24 protein-coding genes are annotated in these 22312 nt (G+C 40.8%); 20 read left to right on the forward strand and 4 right to left on the reverse strand.

The window, feature by feature from the left end:
* Positions 1-284: 284 nt before the first annotated feature.
* Complete coding sequence (locus J2X07_RS01700) at positions 285-1415, reverse strand: HAMP domain-containing sensor histidine kinase (protein ID WP_310255922.1); 1131 nt, start codon at positions 1413-1415, stop codon at positions 285-287.
* Between the two features lie 399 nt (positions 1416-1814).
* Between J2X07_RS01700 and J2X07_RS01705 the strand changes: the two genes are divergently transcribed.
* The 11 genes from J2X07_RS01705 to J2X07_RS01755 all read left to right on the forward strand — a co-directional run bounded on the left by J2X07_RS01705 (position 1815) and on the right by J2X07_RS01755 (position 11644).
* Entirely contained in the window at positions 1815-2564 is a 750-nt protein-coding gene (locus J2X07_RS01705; RefSeq protein WP_310255924.1) for an IclR family transcriptional regulator, read from the forward strand.
* A gap of 39 nt (positions 2565-2603) precedes the next feature.
* Positions 2604-4091 (forward strand): 4-hydroxyphenylacetate 3-hydroxylase family protein, encoded by a 1488-nt coding sequence (locus J2X07_RS01710; protein WP_310255926.1) that lies wholly within the window; start codon positions 2604-2606, stop codon positions 4089-4091.
* 247 nt (positions 4092-4338) lie between these two features.
* Positions 4339-4884 carry a 3-hydroxyanthranilate 3,4-dioxygenase gene (locus tag J2X07_RS01715; RefSeq protein WP_310255927.1) on the forward strand — a complete coding sequence of 182 codons (546 nt, stop codon included), beginning with the start codon at positions 4339-4341 and terminating at the stop codon, positions 4882-4884.
* Positions 4872-5918, forward strand: a complete 1047-nt coding sequence (locus tag J2X07_RS01720) for an amidohydrolase family protein (RefSeq protein ID WP_310255929.1) — start codon at positions 4872-4874, stop codon at positions 5916-5918. Before J2X07_RS01715 ends, J2X07_RS01720 begins: the two co-directional genes overlap by 13 nt.
* Positions 5890-6369: a RidA family protein gene (locus J2X07_RS01725; RefSeq protein ID WP_310255931.1), complete on the forward strand. Its 480-nt coding sequence runs from the start codon at positions 5890-5892 to the stop codon at positions 6367-6369. Before J2X07_RS01720 ends, J2X07_RS01725 begins: the two co-directional genes overlap by 29 nt.
* Positions 6366-7835, forward strand: coding sequence for an aldehyde dehydrogenase (locus tag J2X07_RS01730; protein WP_310255932.1), 1470 nt, complete (start codon positions 6366-6368; stop codon positions 7833-7835). The genes J2X07_RS01725 and J2X07_RS01730 overlap by 4 nt, the downstream gene beginning before the upstream one ends.
* A gap of 70 nt (positions 7836-7905) precedes the next feature.
* Entirely contained in the window at positions 7906-8688 is a 783-nt protein-coding gene (locus J2X07_RS01735) for a 2-keto-4-pentenoate hydratase (protein WP_310255934.1), read from the forward strand.
* Positions 8689-8716: 28 nt separating this feature from the next.
* Entirely contained in the window at positions 8717-9628 is a 912-nt protein-coding gene (locus J2X07_RS01740; protein ID WP_310255935.1) for an acetaldehyde dehydrogenase (acetylating), read from the forward strand.
* A complete protein-coding gene (gene dmpG / locus J2X07_RS01745; protein WP_310255936.1) occupies positions 9615-10643 on the forward strand; it encodes a 4-hydroxy-2-oxovalerate aldolase in 1029 nt (342 codons plus the stop codon). Before J2X07_RS01740 ends, dmpG begins: the two co-directional genes overlap by 14 nt.
* Before the next feature lie 2 nt (positions 10644-10645).
* Entirely contained in the window at positions 10646-11446 is an 801-nt protein-coding gene (locus tag J2X07_RS01750) for a 2-keto-4-pentenoate hydratase (protein ID WP_310255938.1), read from the forward strand.
* Between the two features lie 12 nt (positions 11447-11458).
* Complete coding sequence (locus tag J2X07_RS01755) at positions 11459-11644, forward strand: 4-oxalocrotonate tautomerase (RefSeq protein ID WP_310255940.1); 186 nt, start codon at positions 11459-11461, stop codon at positions 11642-11644.
* A gap of 49 nt (positions 11645-11693) precedes the next feature.
* Here the strand turns inward: J2X07_RS01755 and J2X07_RS01760 are convergent, their stop codons facing one another.
* Positions 11694-12482, reverse strand: coding sequence for a class I SAM-dependent methyltransferase (locus J2X07_RS01760; RefSeq protein ID WP_310255941.1), 789 nt, complete (start codon positions 12480-12482; stop codon positions 11694-11696).
* A gap of 29 nt (positions 12483-12511) precedes the next feature.
* Positions 12512-12979, reverse strand: coding sequence for an NUDIX hydrolase (locus tag J2X07_RS01765; protein ID WP_310255942.1), 468 nt, complete (start codon positions 12977-12979; stop codon positions 12512-12514).
* Positions 12980-13118: 139 nt separating this feature from the next.
* On the opposite strand from J2X07_RS01765, the gene J2X07_RS01770 reads away from it, so the two are divergent.
* The 7 genes from J2X07_RS01770 to J2X07_RS01800 all read left to right on the forward strand — a co-directional run bounded on the left by J2X07_RS01770 (position 13119) and on the right by J2X07_RS01800 (position 20129).
* Complete coding sequence (locus J2X07_RS01770) at positions 13119-14018, forward strand: manganese catalase family protein (RefSeq protein WP_310255943.1); 900 nt, start codon at positions 13119-13121, stop codon at positions 14016-14018.
* Between the two features lie 324 nt (positions 14019-14342).
* A complete protein-coding gene (locus tag J2X07_RS01775; protein ID WP_310255944.1) occupies positions 14343-14627 on the forward strand; it encodes a DUF3817 domain-containing protein in 285 nt (94 codons plus the stop codon).
* Positions 14628-15145: 518 nt separating this feature from the next.
* Positions 15146-16420, forward strand: a complete 1275-nt coding sequence (gene egtB / locus J2X07_RS01780) for an ergothioneine biosynthesis protein EgtB (protein WP_310255945.1) — start codon at positions 15146-15148, stop codon at positions 16418-16420.
* Positions 16417-17379: an L-histidine N(alpha)-methyltransferase gene (egtD, locus tag J2X07_RS01785; protein ID WP_310255948.1), complete on the forward strand. Its 963-nt coding sequence runs from the start codon at positions 16417-16419 to the stop codon at positions 17377-17379. The genes egtB and egtD overlap by 4 nt, the downstream gene beginning before the upstream one ends.
* 181 nt (positions 17380-17560) lie before the next feature.
* Positions 17561-17887: a YnfA family protein gene (locus J2X07_RS01790; RefSeq protein ID WP_310255950.1), complete on the forward strand. Its 327-nt coding sequence runs from the start codon at positions 17561-17563 to the stop codon at positions 17885-17887.
* A 77-nt stretch (positions 17888-17964) separates the two neighbouring features.
* Entirely contained in the window at positions 17965-18936 is a 972-nt protein-coding gene (locus J2X07_RS01795) for a ring-cleaving dioxygenase (RefSeq protein WP_310255952.1), read from the forward strand.
* Positions 18937-19193: 257 nt separating this feature from the next.
* A complete protein-coding gene (locus tag J2X07_RS01800) occupies positions 19194-20129 on the forward strand; it encodes a VanW family protein (protein ID WP_310255954.1) in 936 nt (311 codons plus the stop codon).
* Between the two features lie 290 nt (positions 20130-20419).
* Here the strand turns inward: J2X07_RS01800 and J2X07_RS01805 are convergent, their stop codons facing one another.
* Positions 20420-20821 (reverse strand): hypothetical protein, encoded by a 402-nt coding sequence (locus J2X07_RS01805; protein ID WP_310255956.1) that lies wholly within the window; start codon positions 20819-20821, stop codon positions 20420-20422.
* Positions 20822-21062: 241 nt separating this feature from the next.
* Here J2X07_RS01805 and J2X07_RS01810 point away from each other — a divergent pair, with 241 nt between their 5' ends.
* Positions 21063-21833: an alpha/beta hydrolase gene (locus J2X07_RS01810; protein WP_310255958.1), complete on the forward strand. Its 771-nt coding sequence runs from the start codon at positions 21063-21065 to the stop codon at positions 21831-21833.
* Positions 21834-21848: 15 nt separating this feature from the next.
* On the forward strand, positions 21849-22304 hold the full coding sequence (locus J2X07_RS01815) for a GNAT family N-acetyltransferase (RefSeq protein ID WP_310257366.1): 456 nt from the start codon (positions 21849-21851) through the stop codon (positions 22302-22304).
* Positions 22305-22312: the final 8 nt, after the last annotated feature.

Below are 22312 nucleotides of genomic sequence, written 5' to 3' on the forward strand. Positions count from 1 at the left end.
GGTGGGCCACCTTGAAAGACATTTGAAGTACTTGCTCCTGCGTCTGAAAGCAAACGCTATTTTAAACGGGCTTCCTCGTCGCATGCCTTACCAGGAGAATACTCAGGTGGCAGGCACGCACCTTCCACTCCATTAAACCGTCAAAGAAGATAAAATAAGATTAAAAAGTAACAACCTTTTTGAAAACAGCATTAAACAAAGAAAGGTGTCTCTGCCGTATTTGGCAGTGACACCTTTTTTCATTTAGGCGCAAGTAAAAGGCTTTGCGGCAGTTCTAGTTTTCTTTATATCTTCACTTCAGCAGAGACATGCAAAGGCAGTACGATTGAAAAAGTAGTCATGATGTCATCGGAAGTACAGCTGATTGTTCCGTTATGTTTTTCAATGATTTTTTTACATACAAAAAGTCCAATTCCTGTTCCGAGTTCCTTCGTCGTAAAAAACGGCTCAAAGATCGTCTTAATCGCCTCAGGCGGAATGGCAGGTCCATTATTTGAAATGGTGATTTGAACATGAGAGGCGTCTTCGTCCAGTTTGCTAAATATCATGATACGGCGGTCTTGCTTTTTTTGTCTTAATGCATCAATTGAATTCATGATTAAGTTAATCAGCACTTGCTTCAACTCATCTTTGTGCGCTAGCAGTGTGATTGTTGGATCAATACGCGGAACTACATTTACATCAGCATCTACAAGACTTGGATACATGAAGTTGAGTATGTCAGAAAATAAATCTTCGAGAGGGAACTCCTCGGCTTCTCTTTCCTGTACTCCTTTTCGTGAGGCATGCAAAAATTGAGAGATGCGAAAATTAAGCTGTGTGAGCTCATGGCTAATAATATCAATGTATTTCAAGTTTGGGTTCTCTTGCTGCATCAGCTTCACAAAGCCCATAACAGCTGTAAGCGGATTGCGGAACTCGTGAACGAAGCTGGAGGACATTTGTCCAAGAATAGTAAGACGCTCTTTGTGGCTTTGATTGATGAAAATTGTTTTTTCTTGAATTTCAGCATCTTTAAGCTGAGTATATTTTTTTACGGCATGATACAAAAACTCATCAAAAAGAGAGTTGATATTTTCAAGAACAGGCTGAAGCTGTTCGATGGATATGCGCGATCCTGTAACAAACCGAATGATTTCGCTACGGCCAAGATTTACGTTATAAACAAATTCTCCGATGTTAATATCGGCTTCAAGTCTTTGAGTTGCCACATCGTGTGCGAGATGCATAACTTTTTCAGGTGAAAGATAGCCTTGTAAAGAAAGTTTAACTAATTCAAAAATATGTATAGCATTTTCAATAACTTTATCTTTATGTATATCATTGTTGGAAATGATGACCTTATCATGCCAGTTATTTAAATAAGTAGGTAAATTTTCATCCATATAAGTAATTAGACTTTCAGTTATGTCCACAAATCGCACCTCTTTCAACTATAAACTTATAGAAAGAAAATTATTTTTATATGAAAAGTGTCCCTACTACATATAGTAATAGATTGCTATATGAAATGCTATATACAGTTTACAATTTTTTCATAAAAAAGTGCAAATTTTAGGTAGGTAAATCGAAGGGCAATAACGAAAAGTATTAATGAACTTCATTACCTATAAATCTTCGTTACAAAATCTTGCTATCCTTCAATAGTCTGCACAATTATCTAAAAATTCAAAATTTTTTTATAGTAATTTCACATTATGAAATTTCCGGATTGTTACAATCGTTCTTTTTCAATATGATGAACTCGTACTGAAAAGGGGTGGTTTTTTAAGTTAGATTTCACAAATTGCATATTCGCTTGAGGGGGAGAATTGTTGATATCATCTGTTCAAAAAATGACAAGGATATTAAACTGTTTCACCAAGAATGAGCCAGCTCTAGGAAACTTGCAAATTGCAGAAAAACTTCAAATGAACCCAAGCACTGTCCATCATATAGTGAGGACACTTTGCCAAGAAGGAATATTAATTCAAGACAGCCAAAAAAAATATAGATTAGGATGGAAGCTTCTCGAATGGAGCAACCATGTGATGTATCAGCAGGATATTAATACAGACGCCCTTCCTTTATGCGAAGGTTTGGTCAGAAGATTTAATACAACTGTACATATTGGAATGTTTGATAGCGGTGAAGTAAGGTTCGTTTTGAGGGCAGCTTCAAAAGATTCGGTGCCGGTCCCTACATTTATTGGAGATACACTGCCTGCTTATTGTTCGAGTACAGGGAAAGTTTTGCTCGCTTTCAATCCCTCACTGATCAAGCCAACGATTGCAAAGGGACTGCTGCAGCGTGCAGATAACACCATTACGTGTGTTGAAAAGTTAAAAGAAGAAATGAACACAATTAGGTCCAATGGATATGCCATTAGTAATAATGAAAACGAGATGGGGCTTTATGGTATTGCAGCCCCGATTAAGTCCTATACCGGACAAACGATCGCCGCCCTGAACATGGTTGGTCCTGTTGGATATATGATGGGGCAAAATACACAAAGCATGATTTATCATGTAGTTAAAACAGCAGAGGCGATATCAAAAGAACTAGGTTTTATCAGCGTTTATTGAAAGCGCTTTCTTATATGAAAACTTAAGGAGGTAAGGTAAGTGGGTATTAGAACGGGTGCGCAATACATGGAAGGGTTAAAATCACGTACACCAGAGATTTGGATGGAGGGCAGAAGGGTTACTGATGTTGTAAACGAGCCTGTTTTTAAACAGCCGATTCAAGAGATTGCTAGATTGTATGACATGCAGCATGACCCGCAATATCAGAATGATATTACACACATTTGTACTGAAACAGGTGAACGGGTTAACAACTCATTCTTACACCCAAAAAGCTACGAAGAGATGATGGCCCGCAGCAAGCTCTTTGAAATTTATGCGAAAGCTACGTTTGGGCTCATGGGACGTACACCCGATTTTTTAAATGTTGTCGTTACGGGCATGGCACACAACGGCTGGTTTTTGGATCAGTACAATCCCGAATGGTCCGTGAACATTAAAAATTACTACAACTATATAAGAGACAACGACTTGTTTTTAACACATGCAATCATCAATCCGCAAAATGACCGCAGCAAGAACTCCCATGGACAAAAGGATACATTTACACACCTTGGGGCAGTGGAAGAAACACCTGATGGGTTGGTCGTTCGCGGAGCAAAAATGCTGGCAACACTCGCACCGATTACAGATGAAGTCATTATTTATTCGTTCCCAGGCTTTGCTCCTGGCGATGAGCGATATGCGTTGGCATTTGCAATTCCCATTGATACACCAGGACTCAAGCTGCTTTGCCGTGAACCCATGCAGGATGGGAAACGCTCATTGTTCGACCATCCATTAGCATCAAGGTTTGAAGAAATGGATGCCCTTCTCGTGTTTAATGATGTGCTTATTCCGTGGGATCGTGTATTCCTCTATAACAATGTTGAAGCAGCTAACCTGCTTTATCCGAAAACAGGAATTGCGCAGCAGCCTGCTCATCAGTCGGGTGTAAGAGGATATATAAAACTGGCGTTTGCAACAGAAGTCGCATGCAAACTAGCAGACTCAATTGGTGTAGATGTCTATTTAAATGTTCAAAACGATCTTGGTGAACTTGTGCAAAACGTAGAGGTAATACGATCATTATTGCGTGTTGCCGAATATGAGTATGAGACAACTGCGTCAGGTGAAGTGATGCCAAATGGAGCTGCACTCGAAACCATCCGGGGAATGCTGCCGAAAATGTATCCGCGGGCAATTGAAGTTATGCAAGTGATTGGTGCAGGTGGTCTGCTCATGTCCCCTACTGGATATGACTTCAATGCACCTGAAATCCGCGATGATATTGATAAGTATTACTTAGGAAGAGAAGGCGTTGCTTCATTAGAACGCGTGAAGCTATTTAAGCTGGCTTGGGATCTTTGCGGTGAAGCATTCGGACAAAGACTTCTGCAATATGAACGCTATTATACAGGCGATCCGATCAGAAAGCGTGCCATTTTCTACAATGGCCATAAAAGAAAAGCGAGTTTCTCGATGGTAGATGATGCACTTTCAGTAACTGAAAATTTAGTGGAAACCCAGCCTAAGCTGGTTAAATAAGGCACTTTTCTAAAAGTTTGTTGCTTTTGAAGTATTTTTATTACTGCCTCTAACGGCAGGTTGATCGGAGGGCAAGGTGCGAGACTCCTGCGGGACAGGTGGGCAGGTGAGACACTTAAAAGTGAAACGTACGAATGTGGCTCACCGCCTGCCCCGCGGAAAGCGAGCAACCTGTAACGGAAATCAACTACTTTCAATAAACAACAATGATTACGGAAACAGCCTTAAATAAAAGGAGGAAATTAGAATGAGTTCAAGTACAGCAACTTTAAAATCTTTTAACCTATTAAAATTTATTGAAGAAAACAAAGATTTACTCAAGCCCCCGGTAAATAACAAAGTCATTTGGCAGGATTCAGAATTTATCGCCATGATCATCAGCGGACCGAATAAAAGACGGGACTTTCACGTTGATCCATCCGATGAGTTTTTTTATCAGATCAAAGGCAGCTGCTATGTAGAAATCATCAACAACCAAGGAAAGCGTGAAGTGGTAGAAGTTAAAGAAGGCGATGTGTTCATGCTGCCGGCAATGGTTCCGCATTCTCCTCATCGTGTTGCGGATTCGTATGGTCTTGTTATTGAACGCAAACGCGCGCAAGGTGAACTAGAAGACTTTGTATGGTTCTGTGACCGCTGTGATTCTGAAATGCACAGAGTAACCGTTCAATTGAATGATATTGAAAAACAGGTAAAAGAAGCGATTCATAGCTTTAACTCGAACGAACGTGTTCGCCTATGCAAGGACTGTGGCTACCAGATGCCTGAGAACGTGGAGGAATGGAAGTGTTAAGAATCGACTTTCACACACATATCATTCCAGAGTCGTTCCCTGACTTTGCTGAAAAGTATGGTGGTGAGCGTTGGGCGGTTTTAAATCGCACATGTACGTGCGGAGCATCCATTATGGTTGCAGGGAAGAATTTTAGAGATGTGACCGATCAGGTATGGGATCCGAAAAAAAGAATTCTTGATATGGATAGAGAAGGAGTTGACATTCAGGTTCTATCTCCGATTCCTGTAACGTTCTCTTATTGGGCACCGCCAGAACAAGCAGAAGAAATGGCAAAGATTCAGAACGATTTTATCGCAAAAACAGTAAGTGAGTTTCCGGAGCGTTTTGCAGGCCTTGGAACCGTGCCGATGCAGGATGCAAAGACAGCGATCCGAGAAATGGACCGGTGCATAAATGAGCTCAGTCTTCACGGAATCGAAATCGGAACAAACGTGAACGGTCAGAATCTCGACCATCCGGATTTTATTGAGTTTTTTGAGATGGCGGAAAGATGGGAAGTGCCTCTCTTTATTCATCCATGGGAAACCCTTGGGCGAGAACGCATGAACAACCATAATTTCATGTACACAATCGGAATGCCGAGTGAAACGGCTCTTGCTGCAGCTTCATTAATATGGAGTGGAATGATGGAGAAATTTCCAAAGCTAAAAATTTGTTTTGCGCATGGCGGCGGCTCTTTTCCGTATTTGATTCCACGCTTGGATCAGGGCTGGCACGTTTGGCCGCATTTAAGGCTGACAACTCATCCTCCAAGTCATTACGTGAAACAATTTTATTTTGATTCGCTTAATTATGATCCGATCAACATCCGTTATATGATGGAGCGTTTTGGTGCAGACAAGATTTTCATGGGTTCCGATTATCCGTTTTTATTGCGTGAAATCAATCCTGGAAAAGTTATTGATGAGACGCTGGAACTGACGGAAGAACAGAGAAAGGCGATGCTTGGAGGAAACGCTGCTGACTTTTTAAATCTAGAAAAACGGAAGCGGGGTGCGGAAGTTGCAAGTCATTCAAACACCGGAGTATAAGCTGCAAAGCCTGGGGCTTGTACTCCCTGAAGTGCGGCCATCTGTAGGCAATTATGTGAGCTGTGTTCGAGTAGGAAATCTGCTTTTTACAGCAGGACAAGGCGTGGATCAGTATCATGGGAAAGTTGGTGCAGACCTGTCTCTGGAAGAGGGTTATGCGGCATCGAGGCAGTCCATGCTGAATCTCTTAGCTGTTGTTCAACATGAACTCGGCAGCTTAGACAAAGTGAAACGAATTGTGAAACTGCTCGGTTTTGTGAACTGTACGGAGAATTTTATAGATCAGCCAAAGGTCATCAATGGTGCATCAGATTTGCTCGTAGAGATATTTGGTGAAAAAGGAAAGCATGCACGATCTGCTGTGGGTATGGCTCAGCTTCCAGGAGGCACAGCGATCGAGATTGAGATGATCGTCGAGATTGATGAAGAAAAGGAGGGCGCGCATAAGTGAACTCCGAAACCTTGACACAATCTGTAAAAGTAAAAAACGCTAAATTGTTTATTGATGGAGAATATACAGATGCTTTATCTGGAGAAACGTTTGAATCGATAAATCCCGCTACTAATGAAAGACTGGCCTTCGTTGCAAATGGCAGTGAAGCCGATGCTAAAAGAGCGGTCCAATCGGCGAAGAAAGCATTTGACAGCGGAGTATGGAGCCGAATGCCTGTTGAAGAACGTTCGGATATTTTATGCCGAATGGCTGATCTGATCATGGAAAACGTAGAAGAACTTGCAATGGTAGAAACACTCGATGTTGGAAAGCCGATTAAAGAAAGCCGTGGATTTGATATACCAAGAGCAGCATCAAACTTTCGATTCTTCGCCGAGATGTCCAAGTACATGGTGAGCGAGCATTACGATAAGCACAATATTATGTCTTACGCAAAATACAGACCGGCAGGTGTAACAAGTTTGATTATTCCTTGGAATCTGCCGTTCATGCAGATGACGTGGAAAGCTTCAGCGGCACTTGCGGCTGGAAATACAGTTGTTGTAAAACCAGCTTCCTACACGCCGCTATCAGCTGTAATGTTTGGCGAAATCGCCAATCAAGCTGGGCTTCCTCCAGGTGTTCTGAACATCATAACTGGACCAGGAAGCACGATGGGAGCTGCGATGACGACAGATCCAGATGTCCGCCGCATCTCTTTTGTCGGTGAATCTGCAACAGGGAAAACCATCATGAAAAACGCTGCAGAAAATTTGATTCCAGTTTCGCTGGAACTAGGTGGTAAATCAGCGAACATTGTTTTTGAGGATGCTGATCTGGATGAAGCGGTTCAAGGGTCAATTGATGCAATTTACCGAAATCAAGGAGAAATCTGTTTAGCTGGTTCACGCTTACTTTTACAAGAGAGTATTTATGATTTGTTTTTGGAGAAGTTTACGACTGCTGTGAAAAAGATAAAAGTTGGTGATCCAACATCTGAAGACACGGATATGGGTGCCCTTGTATCAAAGAGTCATCTCGAAACGGTAGAATCGTACGTAGAAATTGGATTGAAAGATGGGGCTAAGCTTGCTTGCGGCGGTAAACGAGTTGCAGGGCTTGATAAAGGGAACTTCTATGAACCTACTGTTTTGTATGATGTGAACAACAAATGGCGAGTGGCACAGGAAGAAATTTTTGGACCGGTACTCGTTGTGATTCCGTTTAAAACAGAAGAAGAGGCGGTTCGAATAGCAAATGATTCTCAGTATGGATTAGCTGGAGTCGTCTGGACGAACGATCTCAGAAGAGCTCAGCGCGTTTCAGCACAAGTGGACTCCGGTTTATTGTGGATTAACTGCTGGTACATTCGGGATCTGCGCACACCTTTTGGCGGTTCCAAAGCAAGTGGAATTGGCAGAGAAGGCGGAAGGCATAGTTTTGAATTTTATTCAGAAACCAAAACGATAACGATGAAATTATAGTTACGATAATGAAACGTGATTGGCCACCAGTCGCGTTTTACGCTTTGAATAAGGAAGGGAGGATTTAATCATGGAAACATTGATCTCAAAGTTAACCGATGAATTGATGGAGGCAGAAGAAAATGCAGCACCAATCGAACCATTAACAGCCCGTTATCCAGAAATGTCTGTAAAAGATTCTTACCGAGTTCAGCTGGAATGGGTTGAACGAAAGCTGGAAGATGGGCGGGTAGTTATCGGGAAAAAGGTTGGTCTGACGAGCAAAGCCATGCAGGATATGCTCGGAGTTAATGAACCGGATTACGGACACCTTCTTGATCACATGAAAATTTCTACCGGGGCGGTTTTATCGAGAAAAGATTTTATTAAACCAAAAGTAGAAGCGGAAATCGGATTTATTTTAAAAGAAGATCTGAAAGGACCGAACATTACGTTTGTAGATGTACTCATGGCTACAGAAGCATTCGTTCCTGCCCTTGAAGTGATTGACAGCCGCATAGAAGATTGGAAGATTCGGCTTGTGGACACGGTGGCGGACAATGGTTCTTCGGCACGTGCAGTAGTAGGTGAACCTTTTTATGAATTAGACAAAATAGATTTGCGTACGATGAGTATGACATTAATGAAAAATCAAGAACTGTCTGCAACTGGTGCAGGGGCAGCTGCACTTGGGCATCCAGCTCATGCGATTGCCTGGCTCGCTAACAAACTAGCAGACTATAATTTGTCGTTAAGAGCAGGAGAACTTATCTTGCCAGGTGCTTTATCGGCTGCAATCGATGTAGATGCTGGTGATGAAGTCACAGCATTTTTCGGTAAATTAGGTTCAGTTTCTATCTCATTTTGTGATTAAACTTCTGTAAAAGAAAGGACCTATCAACATGAAGAAGATAAAAGCGGCCATAATCGGTTCTGGGAACATCGGAACAGATCTCATGTACAAGCTGCAGAATAGTGATTGTCTTGAACTGACCGCGATGATTGGTATCGATGCTGATTCGGATGGTCTGAGACGGGCTAATGCAGCTGGGTACCGTGTTTTTACGAACGGAATTGATGATTTAGTTGAACGGCCGGAGCTTGCTGATATCGTATTTGATGCCACTTCTGCTAAAGCACATGTCAGACATGCTTCGATTTTAAAAGATATGGGAAAAACGGTAATTGATCTAACACCAGCTGCAATTGGGCATTTTGTGTGCCCGCCGGTAAATTTAGGCGAGCATCTGGATTCAGTAAACATCAATATGATCACTTGCGGTGGACAGGCTACCATTCCGATTGTAAATGCGATAAACAAAGTCGCTGATGTTACATATGGAGAGATAGTGGCAACCATTTCATCGAAAAGTGCTGGTCCAGGTACACGAGCGAATATTGATGAGTTTACGGTCACCACACGCCGCGGCATTGAAGAAGTTGGAGGAGCGGATCATGGTAAAGCGATTATTATTTTAAATCCAGCAGACCCGCCGATCTTAATGAGAGCCGTCATTTATTGCGAAGTGAAAATGAAAGATGAAGATTTAATCAGGGAATCCATTGCCGCGATGGAACAAAAGGTACAGCTTTATGTTCCTGGATACCGTTTAAAACATGAACCGCTATTTGATGGAAAACGCGTAACAGTCTTTGTTGAAGTAGAAGGGGCAGGAGATTATTTTCCGAAGTATGCTGGAAACCTGGATATCATGACTGCAGCTGCAAAGCAGGCAGGTGAAATGATCGCCAAACATCTATTAGGACAAAATCAACAAGTGAAAAAGGCGGTGGTCTCTCATGAAACGAAATAGCACTTTACCTTTACGCTTTACAGAAGTTTGTTTGCGTGATGGCAATCATGTGATGGCTCATCAATTCACTGAAAAACAAGTGAATGATGCTGTAAAAGCACTTGATGAAGCAGGCATGCATTATATCGAGGTCAGTCATGGGGATGGTCTTGGGGGTTCAACCATACAGTACGGAAAATCACTTGTTGATGAGATGAAGCTGATTGAGACGGCTGCTGCATCATGCAAACAAGCGAGGATTGCAGTACTTCTCATTCCTGGTATTGGAACGGTAAATGAGCTGAAAGAAGCGAGAAAATTAGGTGCAAGCCTTGTACGGGTAGCGACTCATGTAACGGAAGCTGATGTATCGCGGCAGCACATTCACATGGCGCGTGAACTTGGAATGGAAGTGATGGGATTTCTTATGATGGCTCACTCCGCACCGGTAGAGAAACTCGTAGAACAAGCTAAATTGATGGAATCGTATGGTGCTCAAGGCGTTTATGTAACCGATTCGGCAGGGGCTTTGCTGCCTCATGAAGTGAAAGAGCGGATTGCCGCTTTACGGAATTCACTCAATATCGAAGTTGGATTTCATGCGCATAACAACCTTTCATTAGCAGTGGCAAATACACTCGTTGCCGTTGAAGAAGGAGCGACACGAATTGACGGCAGTGTCCGCTGTTTAGGAGCCGGTGCTGGAAACACACAAACAGAAGTACTCCTTGCCGTATTAGATCGAATGGGTATGGACATGGGGATTGACATTTATAAAATGATGGATCTCGCAGAAGACGTCATCGGACCGATGCTGCCAAGTTCGCAGGAAATCAAAAAAGGGAGCCTGGCACTGGGATATGCAGGCGTTTATTCAAGTTTCTTGCTGCATGCTGAACGAGCAGGTTTAAGGTTTGGGTTGGACCCACGGGATATCCTAATAGAATTGGGTAAAAGAAACGCGGTCGGCGGACAAGAGGACCTCATTATTGAAGTAGCGGCAGAACTGGCAAAGCAGTCAAAATTGGAGGTATGAAAATGACAGTTACAAACCGGTCAGATCTCGAATATGTTGACTATCTGCTCAGAGCAGAGCATGAAGTAAAAGAAGTGGTGAAAATTACGGATCAGTATCCTGAATTAACCATTGAAGAAGCTTATTCCATCCAAAAAAAGCTTATTGAAAAACGGATGGAGAGAACAGGTTCAAAAAGACTCGGTATTAAACTCGGGTTAACGAGTAAAGCAAAGCAGGAAATGATGGGTGTTCATGAGGCGATTTACGGTTATTTACTGAGTGATATGCTGGCCTATGAGTGGGAACCCCTTCAGCAGCATAGGCTCATCCATCCAAAGGTAGAACCTGAAATTGCTTTTATTATGGGAGAAGATTTAAAAGGTGAACACGTAAAAGCTGACGATGTGTTGAAAGCAGCCAAGTATGTTGTGGCAGCAATTGAAGTGATCGACAGCCGTTACAAGGATTTCCGTTTTACATTAGCGGATGTTGTAGCTGATAACTGTTCTTCAGCTAAACTGATCTTAGGAAGCAAGATGGTTAAGCCAGAAGATCTGGATTTAGCTGAGGTAGGTATGGTCATGAGTAAAAATGGCGAAATGGTTACAACTGGCGCGGGATCAGCCGTTTTAGGACACCCTGCTGAGGCGGTTGCATGGGCGGTTCAAAAGCTGGCAAAGCATAACGAGGGACTGAAAAAAGGAGATATCGTACTTAGCGGTGCGCTCTCTGAAGCGGTGGCGTTTGATATGGACGATACGATTGTTGCTCAGTTTGATGGATTGGGTTCTGTAACGTTGTCGTCGAGATATGTGAAGTAGGAGAAACTTTAGATGCCGATTATACATGTGCATGTGATTGAAGGTCGAACAGACGAACAGCTTGGTTCATTGATGGAAGCATTGACAGCGGCAGCTGCAGAAAGTCTGGATGTGAAAAAAGAACAAGTCCGCGTGCTGATTCAAGAAGTTCCGAATAAGCATTGGGGTGTGGGCGGAAAGCCGAAAGAAAAGAGCTGAGTGGATTCAGCTCTTTTTTCTATTTTTCCAGTATTATGAGTGTCGTGTGCTAATTAGATACAAACAAACCTGTTGCTTTTGTGATCGGAATATAGCCCCCATTTTTGTCTTTAAGCTTTTCGAGGTACATTTTGAACGCCTCTAATTTATGTCCTAATAAGGCTTCGTTCACTTCTGTATCTGTAGAGGATAGATACTCAACGATGGCATCCGTTTCCGTGATATGAAGATCCCCTGGAAAAGGGATTAATTTTACAGAGGAAAAGACACTCTTTAATTGCTGTTCGCCATTTTCCATTCCAAATGCTTGTGCATGTAAATACGCGGAAGAATAGTCTAACTTCGAATCAAAGTGTGTTAGTAGCTCACCAAATTCCTTTAAATGTTCTTCGCCAATTGTAGAAGAATAAAACAAGCCGCCTGGTTTTAGAACTCTTCTGATCTCTGATAAAGCTTGACTGCGATCAGGAACATGATAAAGCATGTGATTGGCAATGACGACATCAAAGCTATCGACATCAAAAGGAATCTCTTGGATATTTATTTGCTGAAAGCTTAAATTTGGCAAACCTTCTAAGTTGTTTTGAGCATCTTGCAGCATACCTGAAGAAAAGTCGGAAAGGGTAATTTGCCAGTCAGCAGGAATACGAGATTTATTTTTTACCCAGAATGCACCGCTTCCACAGCCTAGTTCTAAAATTTTGCTGTTGGGCTGAATTTCATATTGATCAAATAGCCATTCGTGCCAATCCGTTTTATTTGTGCTGTATTGCTCATGAATACGAATGCGTATATCTAAATTAGAAGCATTTTTATATTGTTTGATTACGTTTTCCATGAAATGATGAGCCTCCTATTAAACTAAATCTATTTTATTATTGGTCTTTCTTTTGTGGAGAATAGGTCTTTCAAAAATACTTTATGCTCAAGAAATAAATCGTTTGGTAAGTGATTTAAAGGGAAAAATTCATTTTTAAGAGATTCTTCGTTTTGTTGCACCAATGTTCCCTCATAGTCACTGCAAGTAAAAATGATCTGAACCATGGCCACTTGATCGCCATTTTCAAATGTTTTTTCATAATCTGAACCAGAGTAAATGCCGAAAAGTTCTAATTTGTTTAACACTAGTCCTGTTTCTTCATACACTTCTCGTTTTGCGGTATCCTGTACGGTTTCATTAAATTCCATAAAACCACCTGGCATACCCCAACGACCGTTATCTGACCTCTTTTGTAATAGTATTCGGTTTTGTTGATCAAATACTATAGCCCCCGCTACAACCATAATCACTTTTTCCGTACCTACCAAAGATCGTAAGTGTTTTATGTAATCCATTTTTTTCTCCCTTAGGTTTTCATCAGACTTAATTCGCTTTAATTAGACAAGCTTCCTTCCTTTATTTAGAAAAAATGTGAATAATACAATCTATTTCCGACATAAAAGTTAACGTTAGTGACTTTAAGGAGGGTGCTCGATGATTAAAAGGTTTAACAGACTGGCGATCGCTTTGCCCATGCCGACTAATCCGGATGCCAACGCTGCAGCCGCTGTACAGGAACTGCTAGGTGGACGCTTTGGAGAGATGTCTACACTTAATAACTATATGTATCAATCGTTTAACTTTCGAAAAAAAGGAAAGTTGAAGCCGTTTTTTGATTTAGTGTCTAGTATTACAGCAGAAGAGTTTGGTCATGTGGAACTCGTAGCAAATACGATTAACTTGATGATTTACGGTACGACTCAACCTGGTGATGTGAACGATGCACCGATGTCAGCGGCTACGGACAAACGGAATACGTACCATTTTATTTCTACTGCCCAAACTGCGTTTCCATTCGATTCGATGGGGAAATCTTGGAGTGGTGATAATGTATTCTGCAGCGGGAATTTGCTTCTTGATCTGCTTCATAACTTTTTCTTAGAGTGTGGAGCGCGAACACATAAAATGAGAGTTTATGAGATGACGTCAAATCCTGTCGCGCGTGAAATGATTGGATATCTGCTCGTTCGTGGCGGCGTTCATGTTCTCGCTTATGCAAAAGCGATTGAGATGGTAACAGGCGTCGATATGAAGAAGATGATCCCTATTCCAAATTTGGATAATTCGGCGTTCGAAACAACACGGAAGTTTGAGGCAGAAGGGATTAACCGTAAGCTGTATACGTTCAGTGATACGGATTACCGCGATATCGCATGGATATGGGCTGGTCAGCATCCAACAGACGGCGGTCCGCTAGAAGTCGTTATCGGTGCACCTGAGGGTGGTCCAATGCCAGAATTACGATCCATTCCGGAAGAGTTCGCACCTGGAATCTCACAGGAAGATTTTATGGAAATTGCTAAAAGACTTCAGAAAAACGCAGGAATGTCATAAAACCGGCGATATTTAGCCGGTTTTTTTTTATGAAAAAATTCTGATTTGATAAGATGATATTCAACGCAATTAAGTTTTATAGGTTATAGAGGTACTAGAAATTTAATTACACAGTGAAATGACTCCGTTAAGGTGGATGAAATAAAGCAAAAACCTTGGAGAAATACCCAAAAAGTGAAAAATAAATAAATTGTAAGGGGTCAGTCCCGGGGTCTGTCCCCTTTTTCTTTTGGATTTGTTCACACAATAGTAAGGGTTGTGAAAGCACTTTCTATATGATTTATGGTAAAACTGTTAGTAGATTCGTAATATTGGAGGTAATTTATGATGAACCCGATAAAAACGTTAAAAATCGTGGGTTATTTAGAAGGCTTGTCGTTCCTTATCTTGCTCGGAATTGCCATGCCGTTGAAATACTTCATGGGCATGCCAATAGCGGTTATGATTGCAGGTTCACTTCATGGGCTGTTATTCGTCCTATACATACTATCAATTTTGTACGTATGGAATGTTAAAAGATGGCCGTTCATGCGCACATTTCTTGCCATGGTGTCATCTGTCATACCGTTCGGGCCGTTTATTTTTGACCGGAAGTTTTTAAAAGATTAGAAAAGGATGTCCATGTCGGGACATCCTTTTACTTTTATTAGATGTGTCTTTTCCAGGTGTACATCAACGGCAGAGGAAGGTCTTTTTGTTTGATAGAGTTGAATTTTTGTTTGCTAGACTCCGATTTTTGTTTGAAAACGTTAGATTTTTGTTTGATAGACCCCGATTTTTGTTCAATAATGCACTTTGTCTCTTCAATGTGTTTTTCTCATATAGAAAGTGCCTCACCTACAAGCAAAATACCAATAAATTTTGCTCGAATTTACTTTTATGCGGTCATCCCCCAGCACTTTTATTAAGTTAATGTTTGGTTTGTTTTAATTTTCTTTTTTTCGGCTATTTATACGTTAATATGGTTTTTAAATGGAACGTCATGACTTGAGCAGGTGGCATGATGGACGTTAATGGTCAATATATATATCAAAGCGGCGCAAACATTCCTTATATCATCAATGTGCATACATACTTCAACCACAGCATAGCAGTAAAATCCTGAGCTGAAATGAAGGAGGATCTTTATGGCGATTGAGCATGTAGCAGTCCGAAAGTTAAGTGAGCAATATTCGGCGATTCGATCTTTATCCGAAAAGCTTGCCTTAAAACTTCAAAGTGAAGATACAATTATTCAGGCAATGCCTGATGTGAGTCCGCCTAAATGGCATCTCGCCCATACCACTTGGTTTTTTGAACGATTTATTTTACGAGAAAAAGATGAATCGTACGTTCCTTACAATCCTCAGTTTGATTACCTATTTAATTCGTATTATGAGAAGATAGGCTCCTATCATCCCCGTCATTCCAGAGGTGTGCTTTCCAGACCTTCTATGGAAGAAGTTTATGCATACCGGCAACATGTGAATGATGCAATTTTGCATTTGTTAGATCAGTATCATGATCAGCCTCCTCAAGAAATTTATGATTTGATTGAAATCGGCCTGCAGCACGAACAGCAGCACCAGGAACTCCTTTTAACCGATGTAAAATATAACTTCTCATGCAATCCATTGCTTCCTAAGTTTGCTGAAACTAATTCTGCAAAACGATCACCTTTGAAAACAGAGACAGCTTTTATCGATATTGAAGGCGGTTTAGTCGAAATTGGATTTGAGGGTCCGGGTTTTTCTTTTGATAACGAACGGCCAAGACACAAGGTTTATCTGGAACCATACCGATTAGCATCACATCCAGTTACGAACGGAGAATACATCGCGTTTATTGAAGCAGGCGGTTATGATCAGCCGGAACATTGGCTGTCTGACGGCTGGGCAACTGTGAAAAAAGAGAAGTGGAAGCATCCTTTATATTGGCGGAAAACAGAAGATGGCTGGTATACGTTTACATTAACCGGAGAAAAGAAATTGAATCTGGATGAACCAGTTTGTCATGTTAGTTTTTATGAAGCAGACGCTTTTGCAAGATGGAGCGGAAAACGATTGCCGACAGAAGCAGAATGGGAGCATGCTTGTGAGCGTCTGGATCATGCAGGTAATTTTGTGGAGAATGAGGTTTATCATCCGACAGCAGAAGAGGAGCAAACACATTCATCCATAAAAAAAGCGTATGGAGATGTATGGGAGTGGACAAGTAGCCCGTACACTTCCTATCCAAGGAGTCAGCCTCTAGAAGGAGCACTTGGGGAATATAATGCAAAGTTTATGTGCAACCAAATCGTACTGCGCGGTGGATCGTGTGCAACATCAAAGACGCATATTCGTCCGGCATACAGAAACTTTTTTCAAGCTGATAAGAGATGGCAGTTCAGCGGCTTGCGATTAGCAGAGGACAAAGCATGAAAACGATAAAACAAAACGTCCACTATCATTTAGGCAATGAAACAGAAACAGATATGTACAGTGAAGTGCTAAATGGTTTAAAAAAATCGTCGAAATCCATATCACCGAAATACTTATACGACAAAAGAGGGTCAGAACTGTTTGAAGAAATCACGATGCTGCCTGAATATTATCCAACACGAACAGAGCTTCACATATTAAACAAGTACAAACATGAAATGGCAGACGCTGCTGGATCGGATAGTGCTCTAATTGAGTTCGGCAGTGGAAGCAGTGAAAAAGTCAGGACACTTTTAGGTGCAATGCGTGAACTGAATGAATATGTAGCGATCGACATTTCAAAGGATTTTTTATACCAGTCAGCAAAAGCTCTTTCAATCGAATATCCGAATATTCAAGTTCATGCTGTATCTGCAGATTATACCGAAAAGTTCAATATGCCTGAACTTAACTCAGAGCGCAAGATTGTTTTTTTTCCGGGCTCCACAATCGGAAACTTCGAACGAGATGAAATGATGGCTTTCTTAAAAAAGACATCACAGTTTCTTACGAAAGGCGACGGGATGCTCATTGGAGTTGATTTAAAAAAAGATGCTGCTGTGCTGAATGCAGCCTACAATGATAATAAAAGGATAACGAGTAAATTCAACCTGAACTTGTTGAACCGGTTTAATCGTGAACTATTAGCTGATTTCAAGCTCGAGCACTTTAGTCATCACGCATTTTACAACAAAGATAAAGGCCGGGTTGAAATGCATCTAGTGAGTTTAAAAAATCAACGGATCACAATTGGAAACGAGAAGATAACTTTTAATGAGGGAGAGACCATCCATACTGAAAACTCATATAAATTCACAATTAAAGAGTTCCAGGATATCGCACGAAAATGCGGATTCACATCTCGAAACGTTTGGTGTGATGAAAAAGAATGGTTCAGTATGCACTATTTAGTAGTTTAATGTATCCAGAAAAAGACCGTTGATTCGGTCTTTTTTGTATGTTGATGAGGAGCAGTTGTTTCATTTGGATTGTACCCTCGCAATAAAAGGAATGATCATGTGTAAGTTTAGAAGGGGAATTGTCCGCTTAATCTTAATAAAGTATGATGAGGGAAAATGATTTTAAAAGAGGTGCGTTTTAATGCTCGGGGCTATATTACTGTTTGTGCTTGCCGGTCTGGCGGAAATTGGAGGAGGGTATTTAATCTGGCTTTGGCTAAAGGAATCCAAACCTTTTTCATATGGAGCAGCGGGAAGTTTAATATTAATTGCATATGGAGTAATCCCGACTTTTCAAAACTTCCCGTCATTCGGCAGAGTTTATGCTGCATATGGCGGTGTATTTATCGTGCTAGCAGTATTATGGGGTTGGGTAGTCGATAAGAAAACACCTGATTTGTACGATTGGGTTGGCGCAGGTATTTGTTTAATCGGTGTTTCTGTGATGCTCTGGGCACCGAGAACTTAAGTTAGAAATCATTTCTTTTGTCATTTTTTATACACAAGTACATAATAAGGGAAAAGAAACGAGAAGAGGTTGTAATCATGGAATTAAAAGGTATTCACCATGTCTCAGCGTTAACTGCAAAAGCGCCAGAGAATTTTAAGTTTTATACAGAAGTGATGGGCCTTAGATTGATTAAAAAAACGGTAAATCAAGATGACACTTCCGTTTATCATTTGTTCTATGGCGATGAAAAAGGAAATCCTGGAACAGAGCTTACGTTTTTTGAAATCCCAATGGCTGGACGCAATCATGATGGAAACAACAGTATATCTGCCATTTCGCTTCGGGTGAAAAATGACGCAGCTCTTTCCTATTGGGAAAAACGCTTAACAGAGTATGGCGTTGAAACAGAAGCAATAAAAGAGCGCGCCGAACGTAAAACGCTAGCTTTCCGTGACTTAGAAGGTCAGCGTCTCATACTGGTTTCAGATGAAAATAATGAAGGTGTTTCAGGTGGACAGCCTTGGAGTAAGAGCACCACCCCAGAAGAAACAGCAATTGTCGGACTTGGACCTGTCCGTCTTACCGTTCCTGCCGCTGAAGCGACTGTTCAAGTGTTAACGGAACTATTAGGATTTCGTAAAAAAGGTACTTACTCAGCGGAAGTTGACGGTCAGCCAGAAATTCTTGTGCTTGAAACGGGAGAAGGGGGCAGCGGGGCTGAAGTTCATGTAGAAGAGCGAAACGACATTCCGCAAGAACGCTTAGGACGCGGCGGTGTGCACCATGTGGCGTTCCGTGTAGATAATGAAGAAGAGCTAAGTCAATGGATCGAAAAAGTAAGTTCTTCGAGGTTTCCAAACTCTGGATTTGTGGATCGCTTCTATTTCAAATCACTTTACTTTAGAGAACCTAACCGCATTCTTTTTGAACTTGCAACTGACGGACCTGGATTTGATACGGATGAAGAACTGGAGCATCTTGGCGAATCATTGGCATTACCGCCATTTTTAGAACCGCAGCGTAAGGCAATTGAAGCTAAACTGCAGCCGCTTGATACAAAATCATAACAAGATGAAAAGGCGCTTGGATTATATAATAATCCGGGCGTTTTTTTGTTCTATTTAATCGTCAGTAGAAGTGCAACCGGAGCTGCCGAATAATGCTTGGTGTAAGACAAGGTTACAATCGAACACTTCCAAGAACAATCAAGAATACAAAAATCAGACATTGTTATCAAACAAATGACTAAAAAGAAGGAAATTAGGAAAAAGTAAAAAACGCCGTAACAAAATAGATATCGTAATGAGGATTGGAGGTATACGAAGTGATTAAAATTCCATTGCTGGCCAGCATGCTTTTTATAGCACAGCCTGTTCAAGCATCAGACCAATTAACGATCAACCAACAAGGAGAGCAAGTTGCGGAAGTGAACCGTTCCAGCTTCGATTTATCTATTCCCGGCATACCGATGATCGATGAAAAGAAATTAAATCAATTCGTAAATAAACTGGAACTTAAAGTATACAAACCGCCAGTTAACGCAAAAATCAGTGACCAAGGCGGAATCGTTCCTGGAGAAGTCGGTTACAAATTAAATCGAAAAGCTTTTATAGAGACGTTTTATTCTTATTTTTACGGTGAAGGATCTGTAACAGCAGATGTACCAGAGTTAAATATGTATCCTAAAGTAGACAGCGAATTGCTTTCCCACATAAAAACACAAAGAATTGGTCAATATGTTACATACTTTAACTCCAATAATAAAAGCCGTACAAACAATATTGACTTGGCTGCAAAGGCGATTGATAGTCATGTGGTTTTTCCGAATGAAACGTTTTCCTTTAACAAAGTAGTCGGAAATCGAACGTTAGGAAAAGGGTATATGCGTGCTCCTATCATTGTAAGAGGTGAGCTGGCTGAAGGTGTCGGAGGAGGAATCTGCCAAGTTTCTTCCACCTTGTTTAATGCAGTGGATCGTGCAGGTCTAAAAATCGTACAGCGTTATTCTCATAGCAAACGTGTTCCTTATGTTCCTCCAGGACGAGATGCCACAGTTAGCTGGTACGGTCCTGATTTTCAATTTAAGAATGAGTATAATCAGCCAATCTTAATCCGGGCAAAGAAATATGGCGGAAGTATGATCATAGGATTGTATTCATCTGATGTTATCAATATCGAACCGCGTAAAGTTCCAAGTGCATCTACAAAATTACCAAAAGAAATTCATACAGAACAGAATGTTCATCATTCAAATCATTAACCCTGGAGAAATCCAGGGTTTTATTTTTTACTTTTAGAAAGCATAACTATTTACGAGGGAAAATTACGACGCAGTGACAAGTGTAAAGCGGTTTGACCAGCCTCGACAAGAAAAAGGGAAATGCACTAAGAATGTGCTTTTTGCCTTCGGGACCATCAAACTTTTGACCACGAGGAGCTCACCGCCTGCCCCGCGGAAATTAAGCAAACTGGAACGGAAATCCCAAAATTTTCAAAAGCAAAAAAAGCCTTATAAAAAATTGAAGGATTTTAGCCTCAGGTTCAAGAAATTTATAAGGCAAGGGATTGAACAATGACGAAAAAAGCTAAGAAAAGTAACGGAAGCGGTGTCAAACTTAAAATAAATCGGTTATTGGGGAGCCGGCGACCGATAAAAAAGCCAAATGCTCCGACAAAAATCGATATATATAAAGGTGGGAAATGCAAAAAGGGAAAACTTATTATACAGGTAGCAGGAATGATCAGCCAATCAAATTTTTTGCGGTGCCACTGGGTTTCAGCTAGTTTAATAAACATCTCTGTTGCAAAACAAATGGTGTATACAAGTAAAAATCCCATTACATATGCTTCGTACCAAATACCTTCGCCTTCAGATGAACCATTAAGCAACGTAAAGTAAAGGTAAAGAGAAAACAGGATAAAAGATAAAGCAGCACCTTTCAAATAATTCATTAGTAACACCTCTACCTCTTTTATACCATTATTTTACATTATGATAACTGAAAGATACATATAAATAAGCTTTTTTCTAAAAGATTGATGCTTTTAGGTAAATATTATAAAGAGACTTCATTGTGAAGTTGATTGGAGTGTAAGGTGCGAACATCCTGAAACGAAAATCACCTACTTTCCAAATCAAAAGCAACAAAGTATGCAAAAACAATCTATAAATATAATTGTTTAGGAGATTACTATGATTCAAGAATTTAAGATTCCGATTGATCAATTTGGCGGAATTGAACGCCAAATTCGAGTTTGTTTGCCAGAAGGCTATGAAAAGAGCCATGACCGTTATCCTGTACTTTACATGCATGATGGCCAAAATCTTTTTCGTGATGAAGATGCCAGTTATGGCGTTTCCTGGGGTTTGGAAGACTTTCTTCAAGAGACAAAAACACCTCTTATCATTGTTGGGGTTGACTGCAATCATGAAGGATTTGAACGATTAAATGAATATGGTCCATGGGAAAATCCAACTGTGGGACCTGAGCTTCTTCAGATTGATGGTGTTTATGGCGGAAAGGGAGAGGCTTATATTGAATTTCTTCTATATACACTCAAACCTTTAATCGATGAAAAATACCGGACAAAACCGGAAGAAACTATAATGGCGGGCAGTTCTATGGGTGGGTTGATCTCAACGTACGCGGCGTGCCGGTATCCGCACATTTTCAGTAAAATAGCGAGTCTTTCAACAGCATATTGGTTTAACCAGGATGAGATCGAGGATTTTATCAAAAACAGTGATTTAACAGCGATTAGGAAGTTCTATATGGATATTGGATCTGATGAGGACACGTCAAAAGTAGATTCGAGGCATTATATTCACTCCTCAGAAAAAGTTTATGAAATACTAAAAAGTAAGGGAGTAGATGTTCGCTTTGAAGTCATTGAAGGCGCTAAGCACCACGAATCATCTTGGCGCGAGCGTATGCCTGGAATCATACATTATCTGATGAAATAGGAGCTGTTGAAATTGGTGACATATGAAAAAATGAATCAAACTGAATTTCAAGAGTACATGGAATTCATGCTTCCAGATTATGCCCGTGACATCTCTGAACATTATTTAATAGCAATTGAAAAGGCAAATGAAGAAGCAGAACAGCAGATGAAGAATTTGCTGCCGGATCAGGAAAAAACAGAAGGACACCATTTATACCTCATCAAAAAAGATAACGAAAATGCAGGATATCTTTGGTTTCATATAAAGAAGGATGAGAAGAAAGCGTTTCTTTATCATATATACATACTAGATTCATTCCGAAAACAAGGGGTTGCTAAGAAAGCGTTAGGCTTCTTTGAGGAAGAAGCTAGAACAGAAGATGCTGCTTCTCTCGGTCTGCATGTTTTCGGCAGCAATGTAAATGCAATTGAACTGTATAAAAGATTAGGCTATGAACAAGCATCTATAAGTATGAACAAAGTTTTATAAAACATGAA

It is taken from the genome of Fictibacillus barbaricus (assembly GCF_031457135.1).
GTDB lineage: Bacteria > Bacillota > Bacilli > Bacillales > Fictibacillaceae > Fictibacillus > Fictibacillus barbaricus_A.